This window comes from Streptomyces sp. NPDC025793 (assembly GCF_055558375.1).
Map to the genome: position 1 here is coordinate 143,219 of NZ_JBVHMR010000005.1, position 22,560 is coordinate 165,778.

General features: G+C 71.2%; 17 protein-coding genes. 10 read left to right on the forward strand and 7 right to left on the reverse strand.

Annotated elements, in window-relative coordinates:
- The 5 genes from ACZ4MF_RS13000 (at position 1) to ACZ4MF_RS13020 (ending at position 6,122) form a co-directional block, all read left to right on the forward strand.
- The gene (locus tag ACZ4MF_RS13000) at positions 1 to 969 is read left to right on the forward strand and encodes a carbohydrate ABC transporter permease (RefSeq protein WP_467492078.1); all 969 of its coding nucleotides are present in this window, start codon (positions 1 to 3) and stop codon (positions 967 to 969) included.
- A complete protein-coding gene (locus tag ACZ4MF_RS13005) occupies positions 966 to 1,841 on the forward strand; it encodes a carbohydrate ABC transporter permease (protein ID WP_467492079.1) in 876 nt (291 codons plus the stop codon). Before ACZ4MF_RS13000 ends, ACZ4MF_RS13005 begins: the two co-directional genes overlap by 4 nt.
- A gap of 12 nt (positions 1,842 to 1,853) precedes the next feature.
- A complete protein-coding gene (locus tag ACZ4MF_RS13010) occupies positions 1,854 to 4,730 on the forward strand; it encodes a glycoside hydrolase family 2 TIM barrel-domain containing protein (protein ID WP_467492080.1) in 2,877 nt (958 codons plus the stop codon).
- Positions 4,731 to 4,828: 98 nt separating this feature from the next.
- On the forward strand, positions 4,829 to 5,413 hold the full coding sequence (locus ACZ4MF_RS13015) for a TetR/AcrR family transcriptional regulator (RefSeq protein WP_467492081.1): 585 nt from the start codon (positions 4,829 to 4,831) through the stop codon (positions 5,411 to 5,413).
- Positions 5,406 to 6,122: an alpha/beta fold hydrolase gene (locus ACZ4MF_RS13020; RefSeq protein ID WP_356021922.1), complete on the forward strand. Its 717-nt coding sequence runs from the start codon at positions 5,406 to 5,408 to the stop codon at positions 6,120 to 6,122. The genes ACZ4MF_RS13015 and ACZ4MF_RS13020 overlap by 8 nt, the downstream gene beginning before the upstream one ends.
- Here ACZ4MF_RS13020 and ACZ4MF_RS13025 read toward each other — a convergent pair.
- Both ACZ4MF_RS13025 and ACZ4MF_RS13030 read right to left on the reverse strand, forming a co-directional pair.
- Positions 6,056 to 6,910, reverse strand: a complete 855-nt coding sequence (locus ACZ4MF_RS13025) for an isocitrate lyase/PEP mutase family protein (protein WP_467492082.1) — start codon at positions 6,908 to 6,910, stop codon at positions 6,056 to 6,058. The two genes, ACZ4MF_RS13020 and ACZ4MF_RS13025, sit on opposite strands and share 67 nt — an antisense overlap.
- 151 nt (positions 6,911 to 7,061) lie before the next feature.
- Positions 7,062 to 8,120, reverse strand: a complete 1,059-nt coding sequence (locus tag ACZ4MF_RS13030) for a rhamnogalacturonan acetylesterase (protein ID WP_467492083.1) — start codon at positions 8,118 to 8,120, stop codon at positions 7,062 to 7,064.
- A 192-nt stretch (positions 8,121 to 8,312) separates the two neighbouring features.
- Between ACZ4MF_RS13030 and ACZ4MF_RS13035 the strand changes: the two genes are divergently transcribed.
- Positions 8,313 to 10,043: a rhamnogalacturonan lyase B N-terminal domain-containing protein gene (locus ACZ4MF_RS13035; protein WP_467492084.1), complete on the forward strand. Its 1,731-nt coding sequence runs from the start codon at positions 8,313 to 8,315 to the stop codon at positions 10,041 to 10,043.
- 44 nt (positions 10,044 to 10,087) lie between these two features.
- Here ACZ4MF_RS13035 and ACZ4MF_RS13040 read toward each other — a convergent pair whose 3' ends face one another.
- Together ACZ4MF_RS13040 and ACZ4MF_RS13045 are read right to left on the reverse strand one after the other, a co-directional pair.
- Positions 10,088 to 11,497: an RICIN domain-containing protein gene (locus ACZ4MF_RS13040; protein WP_467492085.1), complete on the reverse strand. Its 1,410-nt coding sequence runs from the start codon at positions 11,495 to 11,497 to the stop codon at positions 10,088 to 10,090.
- Between the two features lies 1 nt (position 11,498).
- A complete protein-coding gene (locus ACZ4MF_RS13045) occupies positions 11,499 to 12,584 on the reverse strand; it encodes a glycoside hydrolase family 43 protein (protein ID WP_467492086.1) in 1,086 nt (361 codons plus the stop codon).
- A 607-nt stretch (positions 12,585 to 13,191) separates the two neighbouring features.
- Here ACZ4MF_RS13045 and ACZ4MF_RS13050 point away from each other — a divergent pair.
- A complete protein-coding gene (locus tag ACZ4MF_RS13050; protein WP_467492087.1) occupies positions 13,192 to 15,888 on the forward strand; it encodes a choice-of-anchor P family protein in 2,697 nt (898 codons plus the stop codon).
- A 314-nt stretch (positions 15,889 to 16,202) separates the two neighbouring features.
- The gene (gene mmuM / locus ACZ4MF_RS13055; RefSeq protein ID WP_376286531.1) at positions 16,203 to 17,132 is read left to right on the forward strand and encodes a homocysteine S-methyltransferase; all 930 of its coding nucleotides are present in this window, start codon (positions 16,203 to 16,205) and stop codon (positions 17,130 to 17,132) included.
- A 310-nt stretch (positions 17,133 to 17,442) separates the two neighbouring features.
- Here mmuM and ACZ4MF_RS13060 read toward each other — a convergent pair whose 3' ends face one another.
- The 3 genes from ACZ4MF_RS13060 to ACZ4MF_RS13070 all read right to left on the reverse strand — a co-directional run bounded on the left by ACZ4MF_RS13060 (position 17,443) and on the right by ACZ4MF_RS13070 (position 20,860).
- Positions 17,443 to 19,017 carry a carboxylesterase/lipase family protein gene (locus tag ACZ4MF_RS13060; protein WP_467492088.1) on the reverse strand — a complete coding sequence of 525 codons (1,575 nt, stop codon included), beginning with the start codon at positions 19,015 to 19,017 and terminating at the stop codon, positions 17,443 to 17,445.
- A 132-nt stretch (positions 19,018 to 19,149) separates the two neighbouring features.
- The gene (locus ACZ4MF_RS13065; protein WP_467492089.1) at positions 19,150 to 20,244 is read right to left on the reverse strand and encodes an alginate lyase family protein; all 1,095 of its coding nucleotides are present in this window, start codon (positions 20,242 to 20,244) and stop codon (positions 19,150 to 19,152) included.
- Positions 20,245 to 20,551: 307 nt separating this feature from the next.
- Positions 20,552 to 20,860, reverse strand: coding sequence for a hypothetical protein (locus tag ACZ4MF_RS13070; RefSeq protein ID WP_467492090.1), 309 nt, complete (start codon positions 20,858 to 20,860; stop codon positions 20,552 to 20,554).
- A gap of 287 nt (positions 20,861 to 21,147) precedes the next feature.
- Here ACZ4MF_RS13070 and ACZ4MF_RS13075 point away from each other — a divergent pair, with 287 nt between their 5' ends.
- Both ACZ4MF_RS13075 and ACZ4MF_RS13080 read left to right on the forward strand, forming a co-directional pair.
- Positions 21,148 to 22,206 (forward strand): LacI family DNA-binding transcriptional regulator, encoded by a 1,059-nt coding sequence (locus tag ACZ4MF_RS13075; RefSeq protein WP_467492091.1) that lies wholly within the window; start codon positions 21,148 to 21,150, stop codon positions 22,204 to 22,206.
- Positions 22,207 to 22,268: 62 nt separating this feature from the next.
- A complete protein-coding gene (locus ACZ4MF_RS13080) occupies positions 22,269 to 22,472 on the forward strand; it encodes a hypothetical protein (protein WP_467492092.1) in 204 nt (67 codons plus the stop codon).
- Positions 22,473 to 22,560 lie beyond the last annotated feature (88 nt).

Genomic DNA, 22,560 nt, shown 5'->3' on the forward strand with positions numbered 1-22,560 from the left:
ATGTCGACCACCACCACCCGCGGGATCGCCCGCCCCACCCCGGCCGGGACCTCCGGAGCCCGGCCGCGGCAGGCTCTCGGCGCGAACCGGACCCTCAACTTCTGGCTCTTCACCGGCCCGTTCCTCATCGGCCTGGTGATCTTCGTCTTCGTCCCCATCGTCTGGAGCGTCTGGCTCAGCTTCTACGACGCCCGCTTCACCGTCACCCCGAGCCACTTCGTCGGCCTCGACAACTACCGGCACATGCTGTCGAACAGCGACTTCACCGGATCCCTGGTGACGTTCACGGTGTTCGCCGCGTTCATCGTGCCGACCACCTGGGCGCTCTCCCTCGGCCTCGCCCTGCTGGTGCACCGGCTGCGCCTCCTGCGCGCCTTCTTCCGCTCGGTGTTCTTCCTGCCGACCGCGTGCAGCTATGTCGCCGCCGCGCTGATCTGGAAGATGTCCCTGTTCAACGGCGTCCGCTTCGGCCTGGCGAACACGGTCGTCGGCTGGTTCGGCGTCGACAACATCGCCTGGGTGTCCAACCCGAGCCCGCCCTGGTACTGGCTGGTCATCGTGACCGTACGGCTGTGGCTGCAAGCCGGTTTCTACATGATTCTCTTCCTCGCGGCCCTGCAGAACATCCCCGGCGAGCTGTACGAGGCCGCGGCCATCGACGGCGCCAGGCGCGGCTGGCAGACCTTCCGGTACATCACGCTGCCCCAGCTGCGCGCCACCACCACCGCGGTGATCCTGCTGCTGCTCATCGCCGCGTACCAGGCCTTCGACGAGTTCTACAACCTCATCACCACCCGCGCGACCTGGGGTCAGACGCCCCTGATGGTCCTGTACAAGACCGCCCTCGGCTCCAGTCAGGACTACGGCTCCGGCAGTGCCGGCGCGGTCATCCTGACCCTGCTGATCTGTGTCGTCACCCTGTTCCAGGGCAGGATCATGGGCTTCGGCCGGGGGGAGGAGTCCACGTGACCACGTCCGTACCCGAGGCCGGCGCGAAGAGCCGCCGTGCGCGGCGCGCCGGCGTCCTCGGCAACACCGGCCTCTACCTCGCCGTGAGCGTCGCCGCGGTGCTCTTCCTCGTCCCCTTCTATCTGATCGTCCGCAACGCCCTGTCGACGGACGCGGAGATCACGGGCGAGAACTGGCAGTTCTTCCCCAGCCATCTGCGGTGGGGCAACATCTCCGAGCTGTTCGACGACACGACGGTCGACTTCGCCCGGTCCCTGTGGAACTCGATGGTCGTCGCCGTCCTCATGACCGCCGGCATCCTGCTGATCTGCTCGCTCGCCGGCTACGGCCTCGCCCGCATCCCCTACCGGCACGCCAACAAGGTCTTCTACGCCGTCCTCGCCACGTTGATGGTGCCGACGGCCGTCACCTTCGTGCCCAGTTTCGTCCTGGTCTCGTCCCTCGGCTGGGTCGACAGCTACCGGGGGCTCATCATTCCGGGCCTGTTCAGTGGTTTCACCTGCTTCCTGTTCCGGCAGTACTTCCTCGGGTTTCCGAAGGAGCTGGAGGAGGCGGCGCGGGTGGACGGGCTCGGCTACTGGGGCGCGTACTGGCGGGTCGTCGTCCCCAACTCGCTGAACTTCTTCGCGGCGATGGCGACCATCACGTTCATCAACGGCTGGAACTCCTTCCTGTGGCCGCTGGTCATCGGCCAGGACCCGAGTGCCTGGACGGTCCAGGTCGCCCTGTCGTCGTACATGACCAACCAGACCGTGAACTACCACCTGATCTTCATGGCCACCGCCGTGTCCATCCTGCCCCTGCTGCTCGTGTTCCTCTTCCTTCAGCGCTGGCTGGTGCAGGGGATCGCGCAGACCGGTATCAAGGGCTGAGCGAGGAGAACGATGTCTTTCCGCACCACCGCTGAAACCGCTTACGTCGAGGACGTCTCCCCGGGCTCAGGCGCACTGCCGCCACGCGCCTGGTACGCCTCCTCCGACTCCATGTCCCTTTCGCTGAACGGAAGTTGGCGCTTCCGGCTGGCGCAGACGGCCGACGCCGAGGACGACTCCTTCGCCGCCGAGGGCTACGACGCCGGTGACTGGGCCGAGGTCTCGGTCCCCGGCCACTGGGTCCTCCAGGGCGGTGGTGCCTTCGGATCCCCGATCTACACCAACCACCTCTATCCGTTCCCGGTCGACCCGCCGCGTGTGCCGACCGAGAACCCGACCGGCGACCATCTGCGCGTCTTCGACCTGCCAGCGGACTGGCCGGACCTCGCCGAGGGCGGCGCGGTGCTGCGCTTCGACGGGGTGGAGTCCTGCGCCCGGGTGTGGCTGAACGGCACGGAGATCGGCGAGTTCAAGGGCTCGCGGCTGCCGCACGAGTTCGCGGTCGGCAGTCTTTTGAAGACTGTAGACAATGTACTGGCGGTCCGCGTCCACCAGTGGTCGGCCGGCTCCTATCTGGAGGACCAGGACCAGTGGTGGCTGCCGGGCATCTTCCGTGACGTCACCCTGCTGCACCGCCCGGCGGGCGCCGCCGCCGACTTCTTCGTCCACGCCTCCTACGACCATCTCTCCGGCACCGGCACCCTGTGGGTCGACTCCGACGTGCCCGGCCGGGTCACCGTGGCGGACCTCGGCATCGACCTCGCGACCGGCGAGAGCGTGACCGTGCCGGTCGAGCCGTGGTCGGCGGAAGTGCCGCGGCTGTACACGGGCGAGCTGGCCACCGAGGGCGAGCGGGTGCCGCTGCGCATCGGGTTCCGTACCGTCGAGCTGTCGGACGGCCTGATCAAGGTCAACGGCAGGCGGGTCCTGTTCAAGGGCGTCAACCGGCACGAGTGGCACCCGGACCACGGCCGCGCCCTCGACCTGGCGACCATGCGCGAGGACGTGCTGCTGATGAAGCGGCACAACATCAACGCCGTGCGCACCTCCCACTACCCGCCCCACCCGGCCTTCCTCGACCTGTGCGACGAGTACGGCCTGTGGGTGATCGACGAGTGCGACCTGGAGACCCACGGCTTCACCGAGCAGGGCTGGCGGGACAACCCCGTCGACGACGACCGCTGGACCCCGGCCCTGCTGGACCGCGCCTCCCGCATGGTCGAGCGGGACAAGAACCACCCCTCCGTCGTCATCTGGTCCCTCGGCAACGAGGCCGGCACCGGCCGCGGCCTGACCGCGATGGCCGAGTGGATCCGCAACCGCGACGCCTCACGCCTCGTGCACTACGAGGGCGACATCGACTGCCGTGACACGGACATGTACTCCCGCATGTACGCCTCCCACGCCGAGGTCGAACGGATCGGCCGGCGCCTGGACGGCGGCACCCGCAAACGCCGCGAACTCCCCTTCATTCTCTGCGAGTACGCCCACGCCATGGGCAACGGCCCCGGCGGACTCGCCGACTACCAGCGACTGTTCGAGACGCACGAGCGGCTCCAGGGCGCGTTCGTCTGGGAGTGGATCGACCACGGCATCACCCACCCGGGGCTGGGCTACGCCTACGGCGGCGACTTCGGCGAGGAACTGCACGACGGCAACTTCGTCTGCGACGGCCTGCTCTTCCCGGACCGGCAGCCCTCCCCCGGGCTGGCCGAGTTCAAGAAGGTGATCGAACCGGTCGGCATCAGCGGCACCGCCGGCGACGGCACGGTCCGGATCACCAACAAGCAGGACTTCGCCGGCCTGTCGGCGCTCGCGTTCTCGTGGTCGTACGAGGTCGAGGGGGAGCCGGTGGGGTCCGGCACGCTGACGGTGCCCGCGCTGGCGCCCGGCGAGTCCGCCGACGTGAAGCTGCCCGCACCGCCGGCCACGGCGCCGACGGGCGAGGCCCACTGGACGGTCCGCGCGGTCCTCGCCGCCGAGACCCCGTGGGCGCCGAAGGGCCACGTCGTCGCCTGGGGCCAGGTCCCGGCCTCGCCGCGCCGCGTGCCGTCGGTCGCGCCGACCGCCCGCCCGGTGCCGGGCGCCGGGGTGATCACCCTCGGCCCCGGCACCTTCGACGCCCGCACCGGCACCCTGACCGCGATCGGCGACGTGCCGGTCACCGGTCTGCGGCTCGACGTGTGGCGGGCCACCACCGACAACGACGACGGCGCCGCCTGGCAGAGCGACACGCGCTACGGCCTGCGGTGGCGTCAGCTGGGTCTGCACCGGATGCGGCACCGGCTGGACGCGGTGGAGGCCGGCGAGGCCGCGCTGACCGTGCGGACGCGGGTGGCACCGGCGGCGGCGGAGGTCGGACTGTCGACGGTATACCGCTGGACGTCCGATGGAGACAGTCTACGGTTGACTGTATACACGACCCCCGAGGGCGACTGGCCCGTCCCGCTGCCCCGGCTCGGCGTCCGCCTCGGCCTGTCGGCGGCCGACGAGGTGCGGTGGTTCGGCGGCGGGCCCGGTGAGGCGTATGCAGACACCAGGATGGCGTCGACGGTCGGCCGTTGGCAGTCGACTGTGGACGGTATGCAGACGCCGTACGTCCGTCCGCAGGAGAACGGCGCCCGGATCGACGTCCGCTGGGCGGAGCTGGGCGGTCTGCGCATCGAGGGCGACCCGGAGTTCCTCCTCACCGTCCGCCGCTGGACCACCGAGCAACTGGACGCCGCCGCCCATCGCACGGACCTCACGCCGGGCGGCACTGTCTGGGTGAACCTCGACCACGGTCAGCACGGCATCGGCTCGCAGTCCTGCGGACCGGGCCCGCTGCCGCAGTACCACCTGCGGGCCGAACCGGCGGAGTTCTCCTTCGTGTTCTCACGGACCAGTTGACGCGCGGCTCCACGTCCCCCGAAGTCCGGCACCCTCCTCCCTCCGAACCTAGGCCTCCTAGGATATAACCTGGGTATCCAAGGAGGAGGGGTCGGACGATGGCGCGCGCAGGGCTCAGTACCGAGCGGTTGATCGCGGCGGCGGCCGAACTCGCCGACGACGTGGGCTTCGAGAAGGTCACCCTGTCCGCGCTGGCCCGCCGTTTCAGGGTGCGGGACGCGAGTCTGTACTCGCACGTCAGGGGCCTTGCGGACCTACGGACCCGGCTCGCGCTGCACGCGGGCGGCGAACTGATCGAGCGGATCGCCGCGGCCGTGGCGGGCCGGGCGGGCAAGGACGCGCTGGCCGCGTTCGCGGGTGCCTACCGCGCCTATGCCCTGGAGCACCCCGGCCGGTACGCGGCCACCCAGATCCGCATCGACCAGTCCCTGATCACCGACTCCCCCGCGATGCGCCGCACGGCCGAGATCACCTACGGGATGCTGCGCGCCTACGGCCTGGACGAGCCCGATCTGACCGACGCCGTACGTCTGTTGCGCAGCACGTTCCACGGCTACTGCGCCCTGGAGTCCGCGGGCGGCTTCGGCGCGGCCCGCGAGGTGCGGGCCTCCTGGGACAAGGCCGTGGAAGCCCTGCACCTCGCCCTCACGCACTGGCCCCGGGAGACGAGGAACGATGGCTGAATCCCCGCACCACGATGTCACGGGCAGTGGTCCCGTCCTGCTGATCGTGCCGGGCGGGGCCGGGCACCCCATGGGGTTCGGGCCGCTGACCGAGCGGCTGGCGCGGCGCTTCACCGTCGTGACGTACGACCCGCTGGGGCTCGCCCACGGGCGGCTCGGCCTGCCGGTGCCGGACCAGCGTCCGGCGGACTGGAGCGAGGGGGCGCACCGGCTGCTGCAGGCCGTGCTGCCGCCGGGCGAGCGGGCGTATGTGTTCGGGACCAGCTCCGGCGGGATCGCCGTACTCGACCTGGCCGCCCGGCACCCGGAGCGGCTGGCGGGAGTGGTGGCGCACGAGCCGCCGTGTGTGACGGTGCTGCCGGACGGGGCGGAGCGGCGGGCCGAGTTGCTCGCGCAGTTCGACGGGGCCGGGCGGCCACCCGCCGAGGGTGAGTCGGCGACCCCGATGGGCGTCTTCCTCGCGCACGTCCTGCGTCCCTTCACCGCTCACGTCCCGGCCGTCCCTGCCGCCGGGGCCCGTCTCACCCTCGCCGCCGGGGCCGGCTCACGCGGCCAACTTCTCTACCGGACCGGTGAGTTGCTCGCCGACCGGCTCGGCGGCTCCTTCGTCGAGTTCCCGGGCGGGCATCTCGGCGCCCTCGATCACCCCGAGGAGTTCGCCGGCCTGCTCACCGCGACATTCCTGTCCGGCGCGCACACCTCGGCGTAGGACGGCGTCGTACCGCCCGGCACCCGGCCGGCCGCGATGTCGGCCACCGCGTCCAGCGCCGCCCCCAGCGCCCGCCGATAGAGGAGCGATCCGAGGCTGACCCGGGCGACGCCGAGGTCGGCGAGGTGACAGACCGTGGGGCCGGTGGGCGAGTAGAGGATGTTGAGCGGGGTGTCGAGGTGCCGGACGAGGCGGCGGATGCGGTCCGGGTCGGTCAGCCCGGGTACGAATACCCCGTCGGCGCCCGCCTGTTGGTAGGCGTCGAGGCGGTTCAGCGTGTCCTTCCCGACGGTGTCACTGTCACCGTCGTCGCCGTCGCCGTCGCTGTCGCCCAGCCAGTACGTGTCCGTGCGGGCGTTGACGAACAGGCCGGGCACGGCGGCCTTCACCGCCGCGATCTTCGCGGCGTGCCGGTCGGCCGGTCCGAGCGCGTCCTCAAGGTTGATGCCGACGACACCGACGGACCACAACTGGCGGGCCAGTTCGGCGACTTCGTCGGGGTCGTCGGAGAAGCCGTCCTCCGCGTCGACGGAGAGGAGATACGGCTCCGAGCCTAGTGTGAGGGCCAGCGCCAGGGTCTGCTCGCGGGTCGCGCCCCGGCCGTCGGGCAGTCCGGCCGCCGCCGCGACGGCCAGGCTGGTCGTGCCGATCGCCGGGAACCCCCGGGCGGCGAGCGCGGCGGCCGAGGCGTGGTCCCAGGCGTTGGGCAGCAGCAACGGCTCGCCCGGGCGGTGGTGCAGCGCGGCGAACGTGGGTGCGGTCGCGGTCACGGTGGGCTCTGCGGTCATGGGACCACGCTAGGCGCCGGACACTTCGGCGTGCGCCGAACGACGGGCGACGTCCGCCGGGCCATGGACGCCGTCCGCCGCACGAGGAGCGGTGCCCCGATGCGTCGCGGGACCTGGGGCGCCCCGGTTCCGGTCGGGACGCCCCAGGCGTTCATCCCACCCGCACCAGACCCTCGGGCACCAGGCGCCGGGCCACGAGCGCGTCGCGGACGAGGCCCGCGAAGACGGTCGCGCCGTGCACGGAGGTGTGGGTGTTGTCGCGCTTCTCGTCGTAGAGGTAGATCGCCTTGGAGCCCTTCACGCCCAGGGACTCCACCAGCGCCTTGGTCCGCGCCGTGAGGTCGATGAGGGCCGCGTGCTCGGTGGCGGCGACGGAGCGCATGATCGCCGGGAGGTCGACGCCGAGGCCGTTGACCAGCAGGGCGGTGCCGTTGTCCAGGGTGCCGTCGGCGTTGAACCAGCGCCGCACGATCGGGGTGACGAGCACCGGCTCGCCGCCCTGGGCCCGGATGCCCGCGACCATGGTCTCCAGATTGGTCCGGTAGGTGGCCTCGTCGGTGGTCTTGTCGTTGTGGGCGAGCTGGACCAGGACGAGGTCGCCGGGGCGGATCAGCGGCCGGACCGTGTCCCACAGCCGCGGATCGGCCAGGTAGCCAACCGTACTCTCGCCGGAGGCCGCGTAGTTGGCGACCGAGAGGCCCGTGTGCAGGTACTGCGGGAGCTGCTGGCCCCAGCCGGAGTACGGGGCGGCGGGCTGGTCGCAGACGGTTGAGTCGCCGATCAGGATGATCTGCCGGGCGTGCCGGGCCGGGGTGACCCTGATGCCGGCGAGGGCGGGGGCGGAGCCGCCGAGCGCCAGGTCGAGGCCGGGGGTTCCGGCGGGGCCGGTCGGCTCGCCCTCGGGGGTGCGGACGTTCACGGTGAAGCCGCGGGTGACCCGCGCACCGGCCGCGACGGCGGTCTCCGGGAGCAGGGAGCGCCGGGTCTCGCCGGTGATGGCCGTGCTGGAGGCCGTCGCGGCGCCGAGCCGGACGGTCACGTCGTAGGTGCCCGGCGGGACGTCGAAGTGGCAGCCGGTGTCCGTGCAGTTCTCCGGGCCGAGCGGCCGGGGCCCGGGACGGGCCTGGGCGGGGGCTGCCGCCAGGGTCGCGCAGAGGGTGGCCGTGACCGCGGCAAGTACGGCGCCGCGCACGGCGTTGAAACGTCTCACCCGTGGCCTCCGCGGCGATCGGCAAGGTCCGGCTCGTGGACCGTACCGCTCATGGGCAAGCGCTTTCTAGATCTTTTACCGAATTCACACGGTTGCCAACCGCAAGGCAGCGAAAGCCCTTTCGCGGAAACGATTCAACTGTCACCCTGCCTCACACCCGCACTGCCCGGACCTCCCGAAGGAGACACCCCCATGTCCGGAATCCCGAACGGCAGGGACGACGTGAACGGCACGGACGGCGCGAGCGCCGCGGACGGCGTGAGCGGAGCGGTCAGCCGCCGTGCGTTCGTCGTCACCGCCGCGGCCGCCGCCGGTACGGCGGCCCTGGCCGGACCGCCGGCCCCCAGCGCGTCGGCGGCGGGCTTCGGCTGGAGCGACGACGGCTCGAACTACGTCGTCGACACCGGCGCGAGCCTCGTCTTCAAGGTCAGCAAGACCAACGGCGACCTGACCTCGCTGGTGTACAAGGGCACCGAGTACCAGGGCTACGGCGGCAAGAACTCCCACGTCGAGTCCGGCCTCGGCACCTCCGCCGTGACACTGCAGCAGTCCGGCTCGACCATCTTGATCTCCGTCGCCCACGGCACCCTGCGGCACTACTACGCGGCCCGCAGCGGCGAGAACAACATCTACCTGTGGACGAACAAGGCCGACTCCTCGGTCACGGCCACCCGGTACATCGTGCGCGTACGGGCGGGCCTGTTCCTCAACGACGAGCCGGACTCCTACACCTACACCACCAGCACCGTCGAGGCCTCGGACGTCTTCGCCAAGTCCGATGGCCAGACCCGTTCCAAGCACTACTCGAAGCACCGCGTCATCGACTACGACTGCATCGGCTGGACCACCGGCAGCGTCGGCCTGTGGATCGTCCGCAGCAACCACGAGAAGGCCTCCGGCGGCCCGTTCTACCGCTCGCTGCTGCGCCACCAGAGCGCCGACGGCGGCGGGCTGTACGAGATCCTCCACTACGGCGAGAACCAGACCGAGTCCGAGCGCTTCGGCCTCCAGGGCCCGTACGTCATCGCCTTCACCGACGGTGGCGCGCCCTCGTCCACGCTGTACCACGGCACCCTCACCACGTCGTGGGCCGACTCGCTCGGCATCTCCGGGTACGTCGCCGACGGCGGCCGGGGCCGGGTGGCCGGTGTCGGCATCAGCGGGCGGGACACGGCGTACACGTACACGGTCGGGCTCGCCAACACCTCGGCACAGTACTGGGGGACGGCACGGGCGTCGGACGGGTACTTCTCGGTATCCAGAATCCTGCCGGGTGTATACACGCTGACTGTCTACAAAGGCGAGTTGGCTGTATACAGTACACAGACGACCGTATCCGCAGGCGCGACGACCACCCTCAACACGATCGCGATCCCGTCGTCCAACGACCCGTCGAACGCGAGCGCGGTCTGGCGGATCGGTTCCTGGGACGGTACGCCGAGCGGGTTCAAGAACGCGGACCTGATGACGTACGCGCACCCCTCGGACGTACGGGCGTCCGCCTGGACGGGCAATGTGGTGATCGGCAGCGGCACCGAGACGTCCGCCTTCCCCTGCTACCTGTGGAAGGACGTCAACAGCGGCCTGATCGTGTACTTCAGGCTGACCGCCGCGCAGGCCGCGGCCGCGCACACCCTGAGAATCGGTGTGACGACGGCCTACGCCAACGGCCGGCCGCAGGTCACGGTCAACGATTGGACGTCGCCCGTCCCCTCCCCGCCCACGCAGCCGAGCACCCGGTCCCTGACGGTGGGCTCCTACCGGGGCAACAACTGCACCTTCGCCTACAGCGTCCCGGCCAGTGCGTGGCTCACGGACACCAGCCGGTACAACGTGCTGAAGATCAACGTGGTGAGCGGTTCGGGGACGACGGGATATCTGAGCGCGGGCACGGCGATCGACGCGATCGATCTGCTGGCCTGACTGTGCCGGCCTGAACGCGCAGCTCCGAGCCGGCCGATTCGTCGTCAGGTTCCGCGTGTCCACTGCTGGTTCGTGCCCCCGTTGCAGGTGTAGGTGATCAGGGCGGCGGAGTCGGCGGTGGACGCGCCGGACACGTCCAGGCACTCGCCGGTCGTGCGGGCCTTGATGTTCACGTACGAACCCGTGGTGACGACCGACCACTGCTGGGCGGTGGCTCCGGTGCAGTTCTCCTGCGTGACGTTGCTCGCGTTCTCCTGGAGGCACAGCGAACTGCCCCGGCCGAGCAGGGAGTAGTAACCGTTTCCGAGGTCCTTGAACCACCATTTCTGGTTGGTGCCGCCGTTGCAGGTGTACTGGCCCACGGCGACGCCCTGCCACAGGGACTGGTTCGGCACGTCGGCGCACTTGGAGCTGTGCCGGGCGATGACCGTGTGGTACGTGGCGCTGGTACCGGTGATCGTGCCGGCGGCGGTGTCGACGGTGATCTCCGGGGACCAGGACATCGACATGGACGTGGCGGCCGGGAAGGTCAGCGGCAGCCAGACGTACCGGGAGTCGTCGACCGTGCCGCCGAAGGAGTTGCCCCAGCGGTCGCCCATGTACAGGTACGAGGTGCCCGAACTTCCCTGGACGGGAAGGACGTAGGCGGTCTGCGAGCCGTATGCCGTGGAGTCGCCGACGTTGCTCCAGGAGGTCCAGGGGCCGGCCAGGGAGGTGGCGGTGGCGTACTGCTGCTGGTTGGGGCTCCAGCCCGTGGCGCCCGACGTCAGCATGAAGTAGACGCCGTTGCGCCTGAACAGGGCCGGGGCCTCGCGGTGTCCGCCGGGCCAGGGGCTGGCGACCAGGCTGTCGATGCCGGTGTAGTCGGCGGTGAGCCGGTAGATGTTCAGGTCGTAGTTGTCGTTCGCGGACGAGACCAGGTAGGCGGTGCCGTCGGTGTCGACGAACGTGGTCATGTCCCGGGACTGGTACCCGCCGAGCGGCTGGAAGCTGCCCCGGTAGGTGTAGCCGCCGTCGACGGTGGAGGAGACGGCGACGGCGACCCGGGCCTGGGTGTAGTCGACCCCGTTCTCCTTGTGCATCCACATCACGAACATGCCGGTGGCGGCGTTGTAGACGACCTTCGGCCGCTCGATGTAGGCGGTGGACAGTTCCGGGGCGGAGGACTGGGTGAGGACGTGGGCGCGGAACTCCCAGTTCCTCAGGTCGGTGGAGCGGTAGGCGTCGACGGAGCGGAAGGTGTTGTCGCTGTTCCTGTCCTCGCCGAACCAGTAGTAGTACGAGCCGGCCTTGATGACGCCGCCGCCGTGGGCGTGCAGGACGCTGCCCGAAGTGTCCGTGAACTGCGTGCCGTTGGTGATCGTCTGCGGTGCCGCCTGCGCGGGTCCGGCCGCCGTCAGTGCCGCGGTGAGGGCGCAGCACAGGGCGAGCAGGAGGGCGTACACGCGTCTCATCTCACGCACTCTCCTTCACGGTGTCGGCGACGGGCACGCCGAAGTCCGGGGTGCCGTCGGGTTTCCAGCCGAGCTTCTGGATCCGGGTGTGCCGGTTGGGATCGTTCAGGGGGTCGCCGGTGATCTCCTTGTAGGGGCGGGCGTGGTAGACCAGCACGTCGCTGCGGCCGTCCTCGGCGACGGTGAAGCAGTTGTGGCCGGGGCCGTACTGGTGGGTGGTGGCGTCGCTGGTGAAGGCCGGTACGGGTGACTTGGTCCAGCTGCGGGCGTCCATCGGGTCGCTGCCGGCGTCGGCGGTGAGCATGCCCATGCAGTAGTGGTGGTCGGTGGCACTGGCCGAGTAGGTGAGGAAGATGCGGCCGTTGCGCTGGAGGACGTACGGGCCCTCGTTGACCTTGTAGCCGACGCACTCCCAGTCGAACTCCGGGGTGGACAGACGTACTTGGCGCCCGGTGAGGGTCCAGGGGTTGTCCATCTGCGAGATCCACAGTGCGGTGTTGTTGTCCATGCCGGGCTCGTGCTGCGCCCAGACCAGGTAGCGGGTGCCGCGGTGCTTGAAGGTGGTGGCGTCGAGGGAGAACGTCTCCCAGGCGGTGCGGATCTGGCCTCGCTCGGTCCATGTCCCCGTGAACGGATCGTGGTTGGCGTTCTCCAGCACCCAGATGCGGATCGCCCACACGTCCTCGGCGGGGGCCGAGGCGAAGTAGATGTACCACTTGCCGCCGATGCGGTGCAGCTCGGGGGCCCAGATGTGCGCACCCATGGGGCCGGTGGCGTGGGCCCGCCAGATCACGGACTCGGCGGCGGTGGCGAGGCCGTTCAGGGTGCGGGAGCGGCGCAGGATGATGCGGTCGTACTCGGGGACGGTGGCTGTGAAGTAGTAGTGGCCGTCGGTGTGCCGGGTGATGTGCGGGTCGGCGCGTCGGCGGACCAGGGGGTTCAGGTAGGGGGCCGTCTTCCCGGTGGCATGGGCGGGGGCCGCGTGGGCCGTGCCGGTCGTGGTGGCGAGGGCGCCCGTGGCCAGCGCGGCACCCTTCAGCACCAGTCGGCGGCTGGGGACTTCGGGCCGGGCGTGGTCACGGCTCATGCGGACTGCCTCCGTAAGCACTGTCTGGTATTTCGTACAACATCTGTGATACCGAACGCCGAAAAGGTAAGGGCGAGCCCCTGTGGGGTCAATGGGTCCGGCGCGAGGAAGGCGAACGCCGATCCCCTTATCCGGTACCGGAGTTGGGCCGCTGTGCAGTTCGGCACCGGAAGGACCGCTTCACCGTGCAAACAGGTCCTTCGCGCGGCCCGCAGCCGTCATAGGTTCTGGTCCGCCTTGCGCCGGATGTACAGGCGGACAGTCTGAGCGTCCACACCTGTCTCCAGGGGGACGGCGGCAGCACCCTGCAGTCCGACGCGGACACCCTGTCGCTGACAAGAGAAGAGAAGCCGTGAGGACATCAGTGAGGACGCCCCGCGTCACGAGACTTGGGGTCGCGCTCGCCGCGACCGTGATCGCCCTGGCCGGTTCGCCGGGCCAGGCCGCGTCGGCGACGACAACAGCAACGACAGCGACAACGGCAACGGCACCCCCCGGTCATGCCGCCGCTCCCGCCGCGGGCACCGCCGCCACCGCGAAGGGTTTTCGCCTCGACGGGGTCCGACTGCGGGTCTCTTCCAGGGACCTTCCGGCGGTACCGTTCGCCGTGAGCGCCCCAGGGGACTCGTCCCAGAGTGCCTCGGCCACCACGATGACCCCCTTCACGAACGTCGCCATCACCACCGTCCCGTTCGGCACGACCCTGCCGGGCAACCCCGGCCTCGGCGCGGCCTCGGCCGCCGAAGCCGCCCACTGGCAGCGGCAGTTGGCCTTGGCGCAGGGCGGAGTCCCGCACAGGGCCGCAAGCATCTCCGCCTTCGGACAGAAGGCGACCGGCACATACACGCGGCCGCGCGTGTCACTGGACCGGTCCGGCCCCTCCGCGATCGACCGGTACACCTGGGTGCTCGCGGCAGGCAACCGGCTGTGGGTGATCCGGGCCGAGAAGGACCACCGTTACGCGAACGCTTCGACCTTCGCGCACGACCTGGTCATCTCCTCACCCGATCCCGACGCCCCCACCACGATGTCCTCCACGTCGTCCAGCACCTTGTCCACGGTGGCACACCCCACAGCGCATGCGAGCGCGCACACCACCGTCCGGACGAGGGCGCACACGAGCGCGCACACGGCCGCGCCCGAGAGGGCGAACGCCGGGGTTCCCGGCATCGGGTCCACGCCGTCCTGGTGGAGCGGCGACTGCGACGTCAACCACGCCCACGGCGAGAAGATGCAGAACTCCTGGGAGGGGTTGGAGTCCTGCGGCAACTTCAGCGGCGGCAGGTCGCACGGGACCGAGTACACGACGTACTTCGGAGGCAGCAGCGCACCGGTCGAGGAGTTCCAGTGCGTGGAGCTCGCCACCCGCTACGCCTATCAGGCATGGGGTGTCCCACCCCAGTTCGTCGGGCACGGCTACAACTTCGCCAACGCCTACGACGGCCTCACCGACCGGGCCAGCGGCAAGAAGCTCGTCATGTACGGGCACGGTAAGCCCTACACCGCCGCCGAACTGCCCCAGGTGGGCGACGTCATCAGCTCCGGCGACGTCTCCGCGTACAACGGCGACGGCCACGTCGGCATCGTCGTCTCGGCCGCCTACGACAGCAGCCACTCCGCGACACTCAAGGTGATGGACGAGAACTTCAACCCCGGAGGCAGCAACACCATCGTCGTGTCCAACGGCGTCGTCCACCCGTTCCCCCACATGGTCGGCGTCAGCTGGCTCCACGACCCGGCGGGTGGCACACCCCCGCCATCAGCGGCGCCGTCGCTGACCGTGCACGGCATCAGCAACGGCCAGGCCCTGACCGGCCCGGTCACGCTGACCGCCAGCGTCGACAACAACACCGGCGACGGGAAGGAGGACCTGGCCCACGAGCACTACTACATCGACGGCACCGTGATCGCCGGAACCGACGGTGCCGGCGAGGGCAGCCTCGGCGGACCGCCGTCGGGGTCGACGTCACCCGGGTACGACTGGACCCTCGACCCGCTGAAGCACACGGGCAGCAGCACCAAGGTGGCCTCCTGGACGGTGCCGGCGAACCTTCTGACCCCAGGTGTGACGCACCAGATCTGGGCCGACGGGACCAACGGCGCCGGGGAGACCGGTACTTCGGCGAAGATCGGCTTCACTGTGCCGAGCGGCCCGGAGCCGTCCGTGCTGACGTACACGGGTGCGAGGACCGCTGACTATCACGACGCCTTCACCGCGTCCGCCGGCCTGACCAGCGGTGGGAAACCCCTCACCGGCGCGACCGTCTCGTTCGCGCTCGGCGACGGCGGCCCCGGCCGGACCTGCTCGGCGACCACCGACGCCAACGGCTCGGCGAACTGCCGGCTCACCCCCGGCCAGGCGGCGGGCCCGACCACACTGACCGCCCGCTACACGGGCGACGACCGGACGCTGCCGAGCCACGCGACCACGGCGTTCACCATCACGCGCGAGGAGACCGACCTCACCTACACCGGGCCGAACCATCTCGCCGACGGCGGGCCGGCAACGCTGTCCGGCGTCCTGCGGGAGGACGGCGCGGCGCCTGTCGCCGACCGCCCGGTGACCATCGTCGTCGGCAGCGGCGCCGCGCAGCAGAGCTGTGCCGGCACCACCGACGGATCCGGCACCGTGTCCTGCACCGTCCCGACACTCAACCAGCCGCTGAACGACACCGCGACCCTGCCGGTCACCGCCACGTTCGCCGGCGACCCGTTCCACCGTGCGTCCACCGGCCCCGCCACGGCCCGGCTGGAGTACTTCACCGGGCGGGCGTTCGGCCTGTCCGCGCAGGTCAACGCGCTGCTCCTGGCGTTGAAGGTCCCACCGACGCCGGACACCGGCGCGATCCGCACCGCGCAGCCGAGCAGGACCACCACCCCGTGCACCGCGACCTTGCACACCCTGCTGGTCAACGCGGCCGCGCTGTGCGCCGACGGGAGCACCACCTGGAAACCGGGCACGGTCACGACGACCGCGTCGCTGCAGCAGACCACGATCGGGCTGCCGGGCCTGCCGCTGATCGGACTGAGCGGCGTCACCTCGACGTCGGTCAGCACGTGCACGGGGTCGCACGGCGGCGCCACGATGAAGCTGACCGTCGCCGGCGTGCCGGTCACCGTGCCGACCGCACCGAACAGCGTGATCAAGCTGGCCGGCGGAGCCGAACTGATCGTCAACGAGCAGGTGCCGGCACCCGGCGCGGACCACGGCCTGACCGTCAACGCCGTACACCTCGTCGCCCTCGGCGGCCTGGCCGACGTCGTTGTCGCATCCAGCACCAGCGGCGCACACAACTGCGCCTGATACCCGTTCGACAGGGGCCAGGGGTACGGCACACGCGTGTCGTAGCCCTGGCCCCGCTCCGCGGCGGGCGGTCCGAGGCCGACTCCGGCAGGGGCCGCCGGCCGTTGGGCACGCACCCGGCACCGGCCATGTGCTTCGCGATCGCCCGCTCCCGCCGATCAGTCGGTGCACGGCTCGCCCGCGAGGAGTGGTCGGGGACCGTCGTGGCGGTTCCGGGGAGGGCCGGACGAGGGAAGGAGCATGACCGGGACGAGAGGCGCTCACCTACTGGACATGGCTGCCCGGCACGGCTCCGCTTCGACTAGCGTCATGTCATGACCAGCAGCAACACCTCCCCCAGCCTCGCCGACGCCCTCGCCGCCGGGACGGTCGTGCTCGACGGCGGCATGTCCAACCAGTTGGAGTCGGCCGGGCACGACCTGAGCGACGAGCTGTGGTCGGCGCGGCTGCTGGCGGAACGCCCGGACGCGGTGGCCGAGGCGCATCTCGCCTACTTCCTGGCGGGCGCGGACGTCGCGATCACCGCCAGCTACCAGGCCACCTTCGAGGGTTTCGCCCGGCGCGGCATCGGCCACGACGAGGCGGCGCGACTCCTCGCGCGGAGCGTGGACCTGGCCCGTACTGCCGCCCGGCGGGCCGGGGATGCGGGCGTCGCGCGGCCGCTGTGGGTGGCGGCCTCGGTCGGACCGTACGGGGCGATGCTCGCGGACGGCGCCGAGTACCGGGGCCGGTACGGGCTGAGCGTGGACGAGCTGGAGCGCTTTCACCGGCCGCGCATGGAGGTGCTGGCCGGCGCCGGGCCGGACGTCTTCGCGCTGGAGACGGTTCCCGACGCCGACGAGGGCGCCGCGCTGCTCCGGGCGGTGCGCGGGCTGGGGGTGCCGGCCTGGCTCTCGTACACGGTCGACGGTACGCACACGCGTGCCGGGCAGCCCCTGGAGGAGGCGTTCGCCCTGGCCGCGGAGGTGGACGAGGTGATCGCGGTGGGCGTGAACTGCTGCGCCCCGCAGGACGTCGAGCCCGCGACGGAGATCGCGGCCCGGGTCACCGGCAAGCCGGTCGTGGTCTACCCCAACAGCGGAGAGGCCTGGGACGCGGAGGCGCGGGCCTGGACGGGACGGTCGAGGTTCGCCGCCGAGCAGGTGAAGGCGTGGCGGGACGCGGGTGCGCGGCTCATCGGGGGGTGTTGCCGGGTGGGGCCGGAGGCGATCGCGTCGATCCGACAGGCGTTGGCCTCGGCCTAGCGACCGGACGGCGTCGCTTGACGGGCCGGTGATCCGGGCGGACCGCGGGGTGCTGCGAGCCGTGTGGGAGATGGAGTGCGTGGCCGACGCGCGCGCGAGGGCCGTCGCCGGGGTGGGGACGGCGACGGCTGCGGGATGAGGGCGGGTGGCTACGGTCGACAGTCACCTGACGACCGTGGACAGTCGTCAGTCGACGGACGACAGTCGACAGTCGACTGCGGACGATCCACTCGGCCACCGACGACTGCGGACAATCCACCGGCGACCGCAGACTGTCGACCGCAGACTGTCGACCTCAGACCGCCGACAATCACCGCCGCCGCGCCCCCACCGAGCGCCTCAATCGTCGTACCGCCGCTGCCCATTCGGCGCCGGGGGCTCGGATCTCCGCGGTGGGGCCGGGTTCCGGGGCAGCGGGGGCGGGGGCGGTCGACCAGAGGGCGACTTCCGTATCTCGTGGACCGTATGCGGTATACGGTCCACCGTCGCCGAAGATCCGCACCGGGTGGGACGTGTCCCAGGCCTGCCAGCCCGGGTCGCCCGTCGTCGCGAAGCGTACCCAGGCCGTGTGCATCTCCGTGCACAGGTCCGGCGGGGCGCCTTCTCCGGCCAGTTTTCTGGATTCGGGGGCGGCGCCGGTGTCGAAGACGAAGCCCAGTTCCAGGGCGTGGCAGGCGCCGAGGCCGGGGAGGCCGGAGGGCCAGGCGAACTCGTAGAGGTGACAGGTGCCGGGGCGGGCGTCGGCGAGGCGGTGCAGTGGGACGCGCAGCAGGTGGTCGGTGACCATCTGGCCGACGATCTCGGCGGTGCCGGCGTCGGGGTTCAGGGCGCGGTAGCCGCGGGGCACCTCGTGGCCGGCGTGGCAGCGGGCCATGGCGCCGGCGAGGACGACGGGGCCGAGGCGGTCGATCCGTTCCAGCAGGCCGCCGGGGACGAGCCAGAGCCGGTACTCGTCGCGTGTCCAGCCCATGAGGAGGTCGACGCCGCGGGCCGCCTCGCCGTCGACGAGCGCTTCCAGCGGGTCGCGGGGTACGAGGTCGCCGTCCACCACGATCCCGAAGGCGGGTCCGCCGAGGACCGGGCTGCTGAGCCGGCCGACCTCGGCCTGGGTGCGCAGCAGCAGATCGCGGTCGACGGCGGCGAAGGCTTCGGCAGTGGCGGGGATCTTCAGCCGGTTGGCCATGCGGCGCACCATGCGCCGTACCTTGTCGCGGTCGAGGATCTCGGGCGGGCCGCTCTGCAGGACCGCCCGCCGGACGAGGCCCTGGCTCTGGGGGGCGGCGAGCAGGGCGCCGGCGCTGATGGCGCCCGCCGACTGGCCGCACAGGGTGATGCGGTCCGGGTCGCCTCCGAAGGCGCCGACGGTGTCGTGGACCCAGCGCAGTGCGGCGAGTTGGTCGCGCAGGCCGGGGTTGGGGGGTGCGTCGGGGAAGAGGCCGTAACCTTCCACGCCCAGGCGGTAGTTGACGGAGACGCAGACGACGCCGTCGCGGGCGAATGCGGTGCCGTCGTAGACGGGTACGGCGGAGGATCCTCTGGTCAGGGCGCCGCCGTGGAGCCAGACCAGGACGGGGAAGCGGGCGTCGGGGTCCGGGTCGGGGGTCCAGACGTTGAGGTTGAGGCAGTCCTCACCGGGGATCTCGGGGTCGGACAGGTACTGGGCGAAGGCCTCGGAGTACGGCGGTTTCGGCGCGGTGGGTCCGAAGGCGCCGGCGTCGCGTATGCCGTCCCAGGGTTCGGGCGGCTCGGGTGGGCGGAACCGTCGGGGGCCGAAGGGCGGGGCGGCGTACGGGATGCCGCGGAACACGGCGACGCCGTGTTCGTACCGGCCGCGTACGGTTCCGTACGCCGTCCTGACCTCGGGGTTCGTCCGGTCTGCCGTCATCGCCCACCAGCCCTTCGCCGTGCACTCGTGCACCGTGCAACAACAGAGCACCACAGGCGCGTCCGGTATTCCGGCGCACGGGTGCGCGGGAGGGCCGTTCGGGCGATCCGGGTACGTTGAGTGATGAGTCTATTACTTGGCGTACATCAGGGTGCCGAAGCCGAGCTGGTCGTAGCCGCCGCTGGTGGAGCCGTAGTTCCCGCCGCCGCCCTCGGGGGCGACGAGGTCGTCGTACATGGCCGAGATGCACTTGTCGTCGAGGTGCAGGCGGCGGTTGTAGTGGAGGTGGAGCATCGCCCAGACGGGGCGGAGCCGGCCGCGGGAACCGGAGCCGATGACGGTCTGCGACCGCTGGGCGCAGTTCCGGCCGCTGCCCCAGGTGTAGGTGGTGTAGGGGACGTCCTGGCCGGTGTTGTACTTGGCGACGTACTGGGCGGCTTTCATGAAGCGGCGGTCGTCGTAGGAGTAGAGGTCGTCGCCTTGGTTCCAGGCCATTTCGCAGACGGCGCCCATCTGGCCCATGCCCATGACGGTGTGGCCTTGGTCGCGGCCGGACTCCTGCCACTGGCCGAGGGCGTAGCCGTCGCTGTCGGTGTAGAGGTACGGCACCGCGTGCTTGATGGAGCCGTTGCCCGCGCCGGATTTGAAGTAGGTGACGGCCTGGTCGTAGGTGGTGGCGTCGTCGTTGAGGATGCCGATGGCCAGGATGGAGGCCATGGTGCACAGGTCCCAGTTGGCCCAGTAGTTGGTGATGCAGGCGTCGTTGTGTCCGGTGAGGAACTGATTGTTGAGCGGGTAGAAGACGTTCGCCATCATCTCCTGGAAGGCGGTGAGGTCGAACGGGGTGTAGTCCCGCATGAGTTCGGCGGCATTGGCGAACTCCCAGCCGTAGATGCCGGCGGCGAGGAAGCGGTCGGCGTTGCCGGTGAGGGTGGTCAGGGTGGACGACCAGGCGTTGAGGATCCTGGCGGCGCATGCGGCGTCGGCCTCGGTGCCGCCGACCTTCCAGCGCAGGGCGTTCTGGTAGGCGGCGGCGATGTCGTTGTAGACGATGCCGTAGTTCTCGCCGGTGCCGCCGCGGATGATCGTGGCCTGGGGGTTGGGGGTCCAGGTGGAGGCGGAGTGGGGGTTGGCGGCCAGTTTGTTCCAGCCGGACAGCCAGGGGTCGGTGCCGGCGGCGACCCTGATCTTGGCGCGGTTGATGTCGCAAGTGACGTGACCTGCCACGCCAGTTGACCGATCCGGTGATCTGCGGCTTCGTCCCGGACCCCTCCCTGGTCCGCGCCGGCGACGGGTGCCGCCGGCGACCAGGTCCTTCGAGCGGTTCCCGACGATCCCGGTCCACCGCTCCCTCGACCTGGCCCACTGGGCGTACGCGAGCCACGTCGAGGCTGGGGCCCCGGGCGGCTCGCCGGCCGGGGTGCCGGACTCGGTCGGGATCCGGGCACCTCGCCGAGCTGGGACGGCGCACTGTTCTGGGTGACGTACGCGGTGGTGCGTCCGGTCGGCACGCCGAACTTCGCCACCGGGACACCTACGTCAGCACGCCCGGGGACGTCGCCGGAGCGTGGACGGCCTCGCGCCGGGTCCCGTCCCGCGGTTTCGACCCGGCCCCCGTCCACGACGAGGACGAGGACGAGGACGAGGCGCGCCGGGCGGCTGTGGTGGACGTCGAGGCCGGTGCGCCGCTCACCCCGGGGTCGGCGTCGAGCGCGGCGAGGCCCGGTTCCGGTACGCCGCGCTCGGCACCGGCCGCCCGGTCGGCCCGCCGCTGGACCTCACCCGGCTCTTCGACGACCACGGCTCCCGGCTGCGCTTCACCGGTGCCATGGCCGCGATCCACACGGTGAACCTCGTGGACGCCTCCGTCACGGCGGACTTCACCGGCTTCCGGCTCGACCAGCGCTCCGCAGTGAGTGAGCTTTCCTCGGCCGTTCCGACATCGCCTCGACGATGTTCGGAGTTTCGAAAGTGTTGACTGCTGCCATCCCGTGAATTCCCGCGTCTTCACGTCGTGTTGACGCACATCTATCGTAGGAAGCGCTTTCTGCACGGTCGGTGGGCAGGTCGTGGAAGCAGCGTTGGTCGCAACTTTCGGGGCCCGATGGCGGGCTGGAGAGGCGGTTTCCTGTGGTCCGTGCGGGGAGTGCGAGCGTGGCGGCCGGGCCGACGCTGGCGGTGGTGGCGCGCGAGGCGGGGGTCTCGGTGCCCACCGCGTCGAAGGTGGTCAACGGCCGCGAGGACGTGGCGCCGGAGACCCGCCGCCGGGTCACCGAGGCGCTGGACCGGCTCGGCTATGTGCGCCGCCCCCGCTTCGACGCGACGAAAGCACCGGGTTTGGTCGACCTGGTGGTGCACTCGCTGGACAGCTCCTGGTCGGGCGCCGTGCTGCGCGGCGTGGAGGCGGCGGCGCACGAGGCGGGCCTGGAGGTGGTGGTCTCGGCCGGCCCGAACCGCACCCGGGGCAACCGGCGCGAGCGCGGCTGGCTGGACAAGCTGACCGCTCGCGGCTCCTCGGGCGTGCTGTTCAACCTGGCGGAGCTGTCCCCGCCGCAGTACGCCTGGCTGGACCACCATCGCATCCCCTATGTGCTGCTCGACCCCGCGCACGAGCCGCCGGCCGGGGTGGTGTCGGTCGGGGCGGCCAACTGGCAGGGCGGGGTGAGCGCGGCCGAGCATCTGCTCGCGCTCGGCCACCGGCGGATCGCCGTGATCGCCGGCCAGCGGCGCACGACGGGCACCGGCGCACGGGTGGCCGGATACCGTTCCGCGCTCGCCTCGGCCGGGGTGCGGCACCGCGCCGAGTACGTGCGGCACGCCGGATACGACGAGGCCACCGCCCGACTGCGCACGCACGAGCTGCTGGACCTGCCCGAACCGCCGACCGCGGTGTTCGTGTGCTCGGACCGGATGGCCCTCGGGGTGTTCGCCGCGCTCGCGGAACGGGGGGTGCGGGTGCCGGACGACATGAGCGTCGTGGGCTTCGACGACCTGCCCGAGGCCCGCTGGGTCGCCCCGGGCCTGACCACCGTGCGCCAGCCGGTCGGCGAGATGGCGGCGACAGCGCTGCGGCTGCTGGTGCGGATGATGCACGGCGAGCGCCCGGAGGGCACCCGCACCGAGTTGTCCACCCGGCTGGTCCGGCGCGGCAGCACGGCCGCGCCGCCCGTCTCGCGGCCAACTCCGTGACACAGCACGCCCGTTCGAGCACAGGCCGGTGACCGCGCCGCAGCCGAGATCGTTTCTCCGGCATGAACCTCACCCTGCGCGCCGTGGCCTTCCTCGCGGCGCCCGCCGTGGCCCTCGCCGCCGCCTACGGCACGGCCCACGCCGCCTGCCGGACGCTCGCCCCCGGACAGCACCGCGCCGCCGTCGCCACGCCCGGCGACGAGCACGCTCCGAAGGAGGACTTCGAACGCTCCGAGAACGGCCGCCCCGGCCTCGGTGAGGACTGAACCGGCCGGTGCCCGCCAAGCACCGGGCCGGCCCGGCCCCGGCGAGCGGCAGGGCCGCACCACGGTGGCGGCCGGGCGGCTCCCCGGT

Excerpts from the sequence above, each read along its gene's own strand:
- ACZ4MF_RS13000 (WP_467492078.1), top strand. The coding sequence starts at position 1 with ATGTCGACCACCACCACCCGCGGGATCGCCCGCCCCACCCCGGCCGGG.
- ACZ4MF_RS13010 (WP_467492080.1), top strand. The coding sequence starts at position 1,854 with ATGTCTTTCCGCACCACCGCTGAAACCGCTTACGTCGAGGACGTCTCC.
- ACZ4MF_RS13015 (WP_467492081.1), top strand. The coding sequence starts at position 4,829 with ATGGCGCGCGCAGGGCTCAGTACCGAGCGGTTGATCGCGGCGGCGGCC.
- ACZ4MF_RS13020 (WP_356021922.1), top strand. The coding sequence starts at position 5,406 with ATGGCTGAATCCCCGCACCACGATGTCACGGGCAGTGGTCCCGTCCTG.
- ACZ4MF_RS13025 (WP_467492082.1), bottom strand. The coding sequence starts at position 6,910 with ATGACCGCAGAGCCCACCGTGACCGCGACCGCACCCACGTTCGCCGCG.
- ACZ4MF_RS13035 (WP_467492084.1), top strand. The coding sequence starts at position 8,313 with ATGTCCGGAATCCCGAACGGCAGGGACGACGTGAACGGCACGGACGGC.
- ACZ4MF_RS13040 (WP_467492085.1), bottom strand. The coding sequence starts at position 11,497 with ATGAGACGCGTGTACGCCCTCCTGCTCGCCCTGTGCTGCGCCCTCACC.
- ACZ4MF_RS13045 (WP_467492086.1), bottom strand. The coding sequence starts at position 12,584 with ATGAGCCGTGACCACGCCCGGCCCGAAGTCCCCAGCCGCCGACTGGTG.
- mmuM (WP_376286531.1), top strand. The coding sequence starts at position 16,203 with ATGACCAGCAGCAACACCTCCCCCAGCCTCGCCGACGCCCTCGCCGCC.
- ACZ4MF_RS13060 (WP_467492088.1), bottom strand. The coding sequence starts at position 19,017 with ATGACGGCAGACCGGACGAACCCCGAGGTCAGGACGGCGTACGGAACC.
- ACZ4MF_RS13080 (WP_467492092.1), top strand. The coding sequence starts at position 22,269 with ATGAACCTCACCCTGCGCGCCGTGGCCTTCCTCGCGGCGCCCGCCGTG.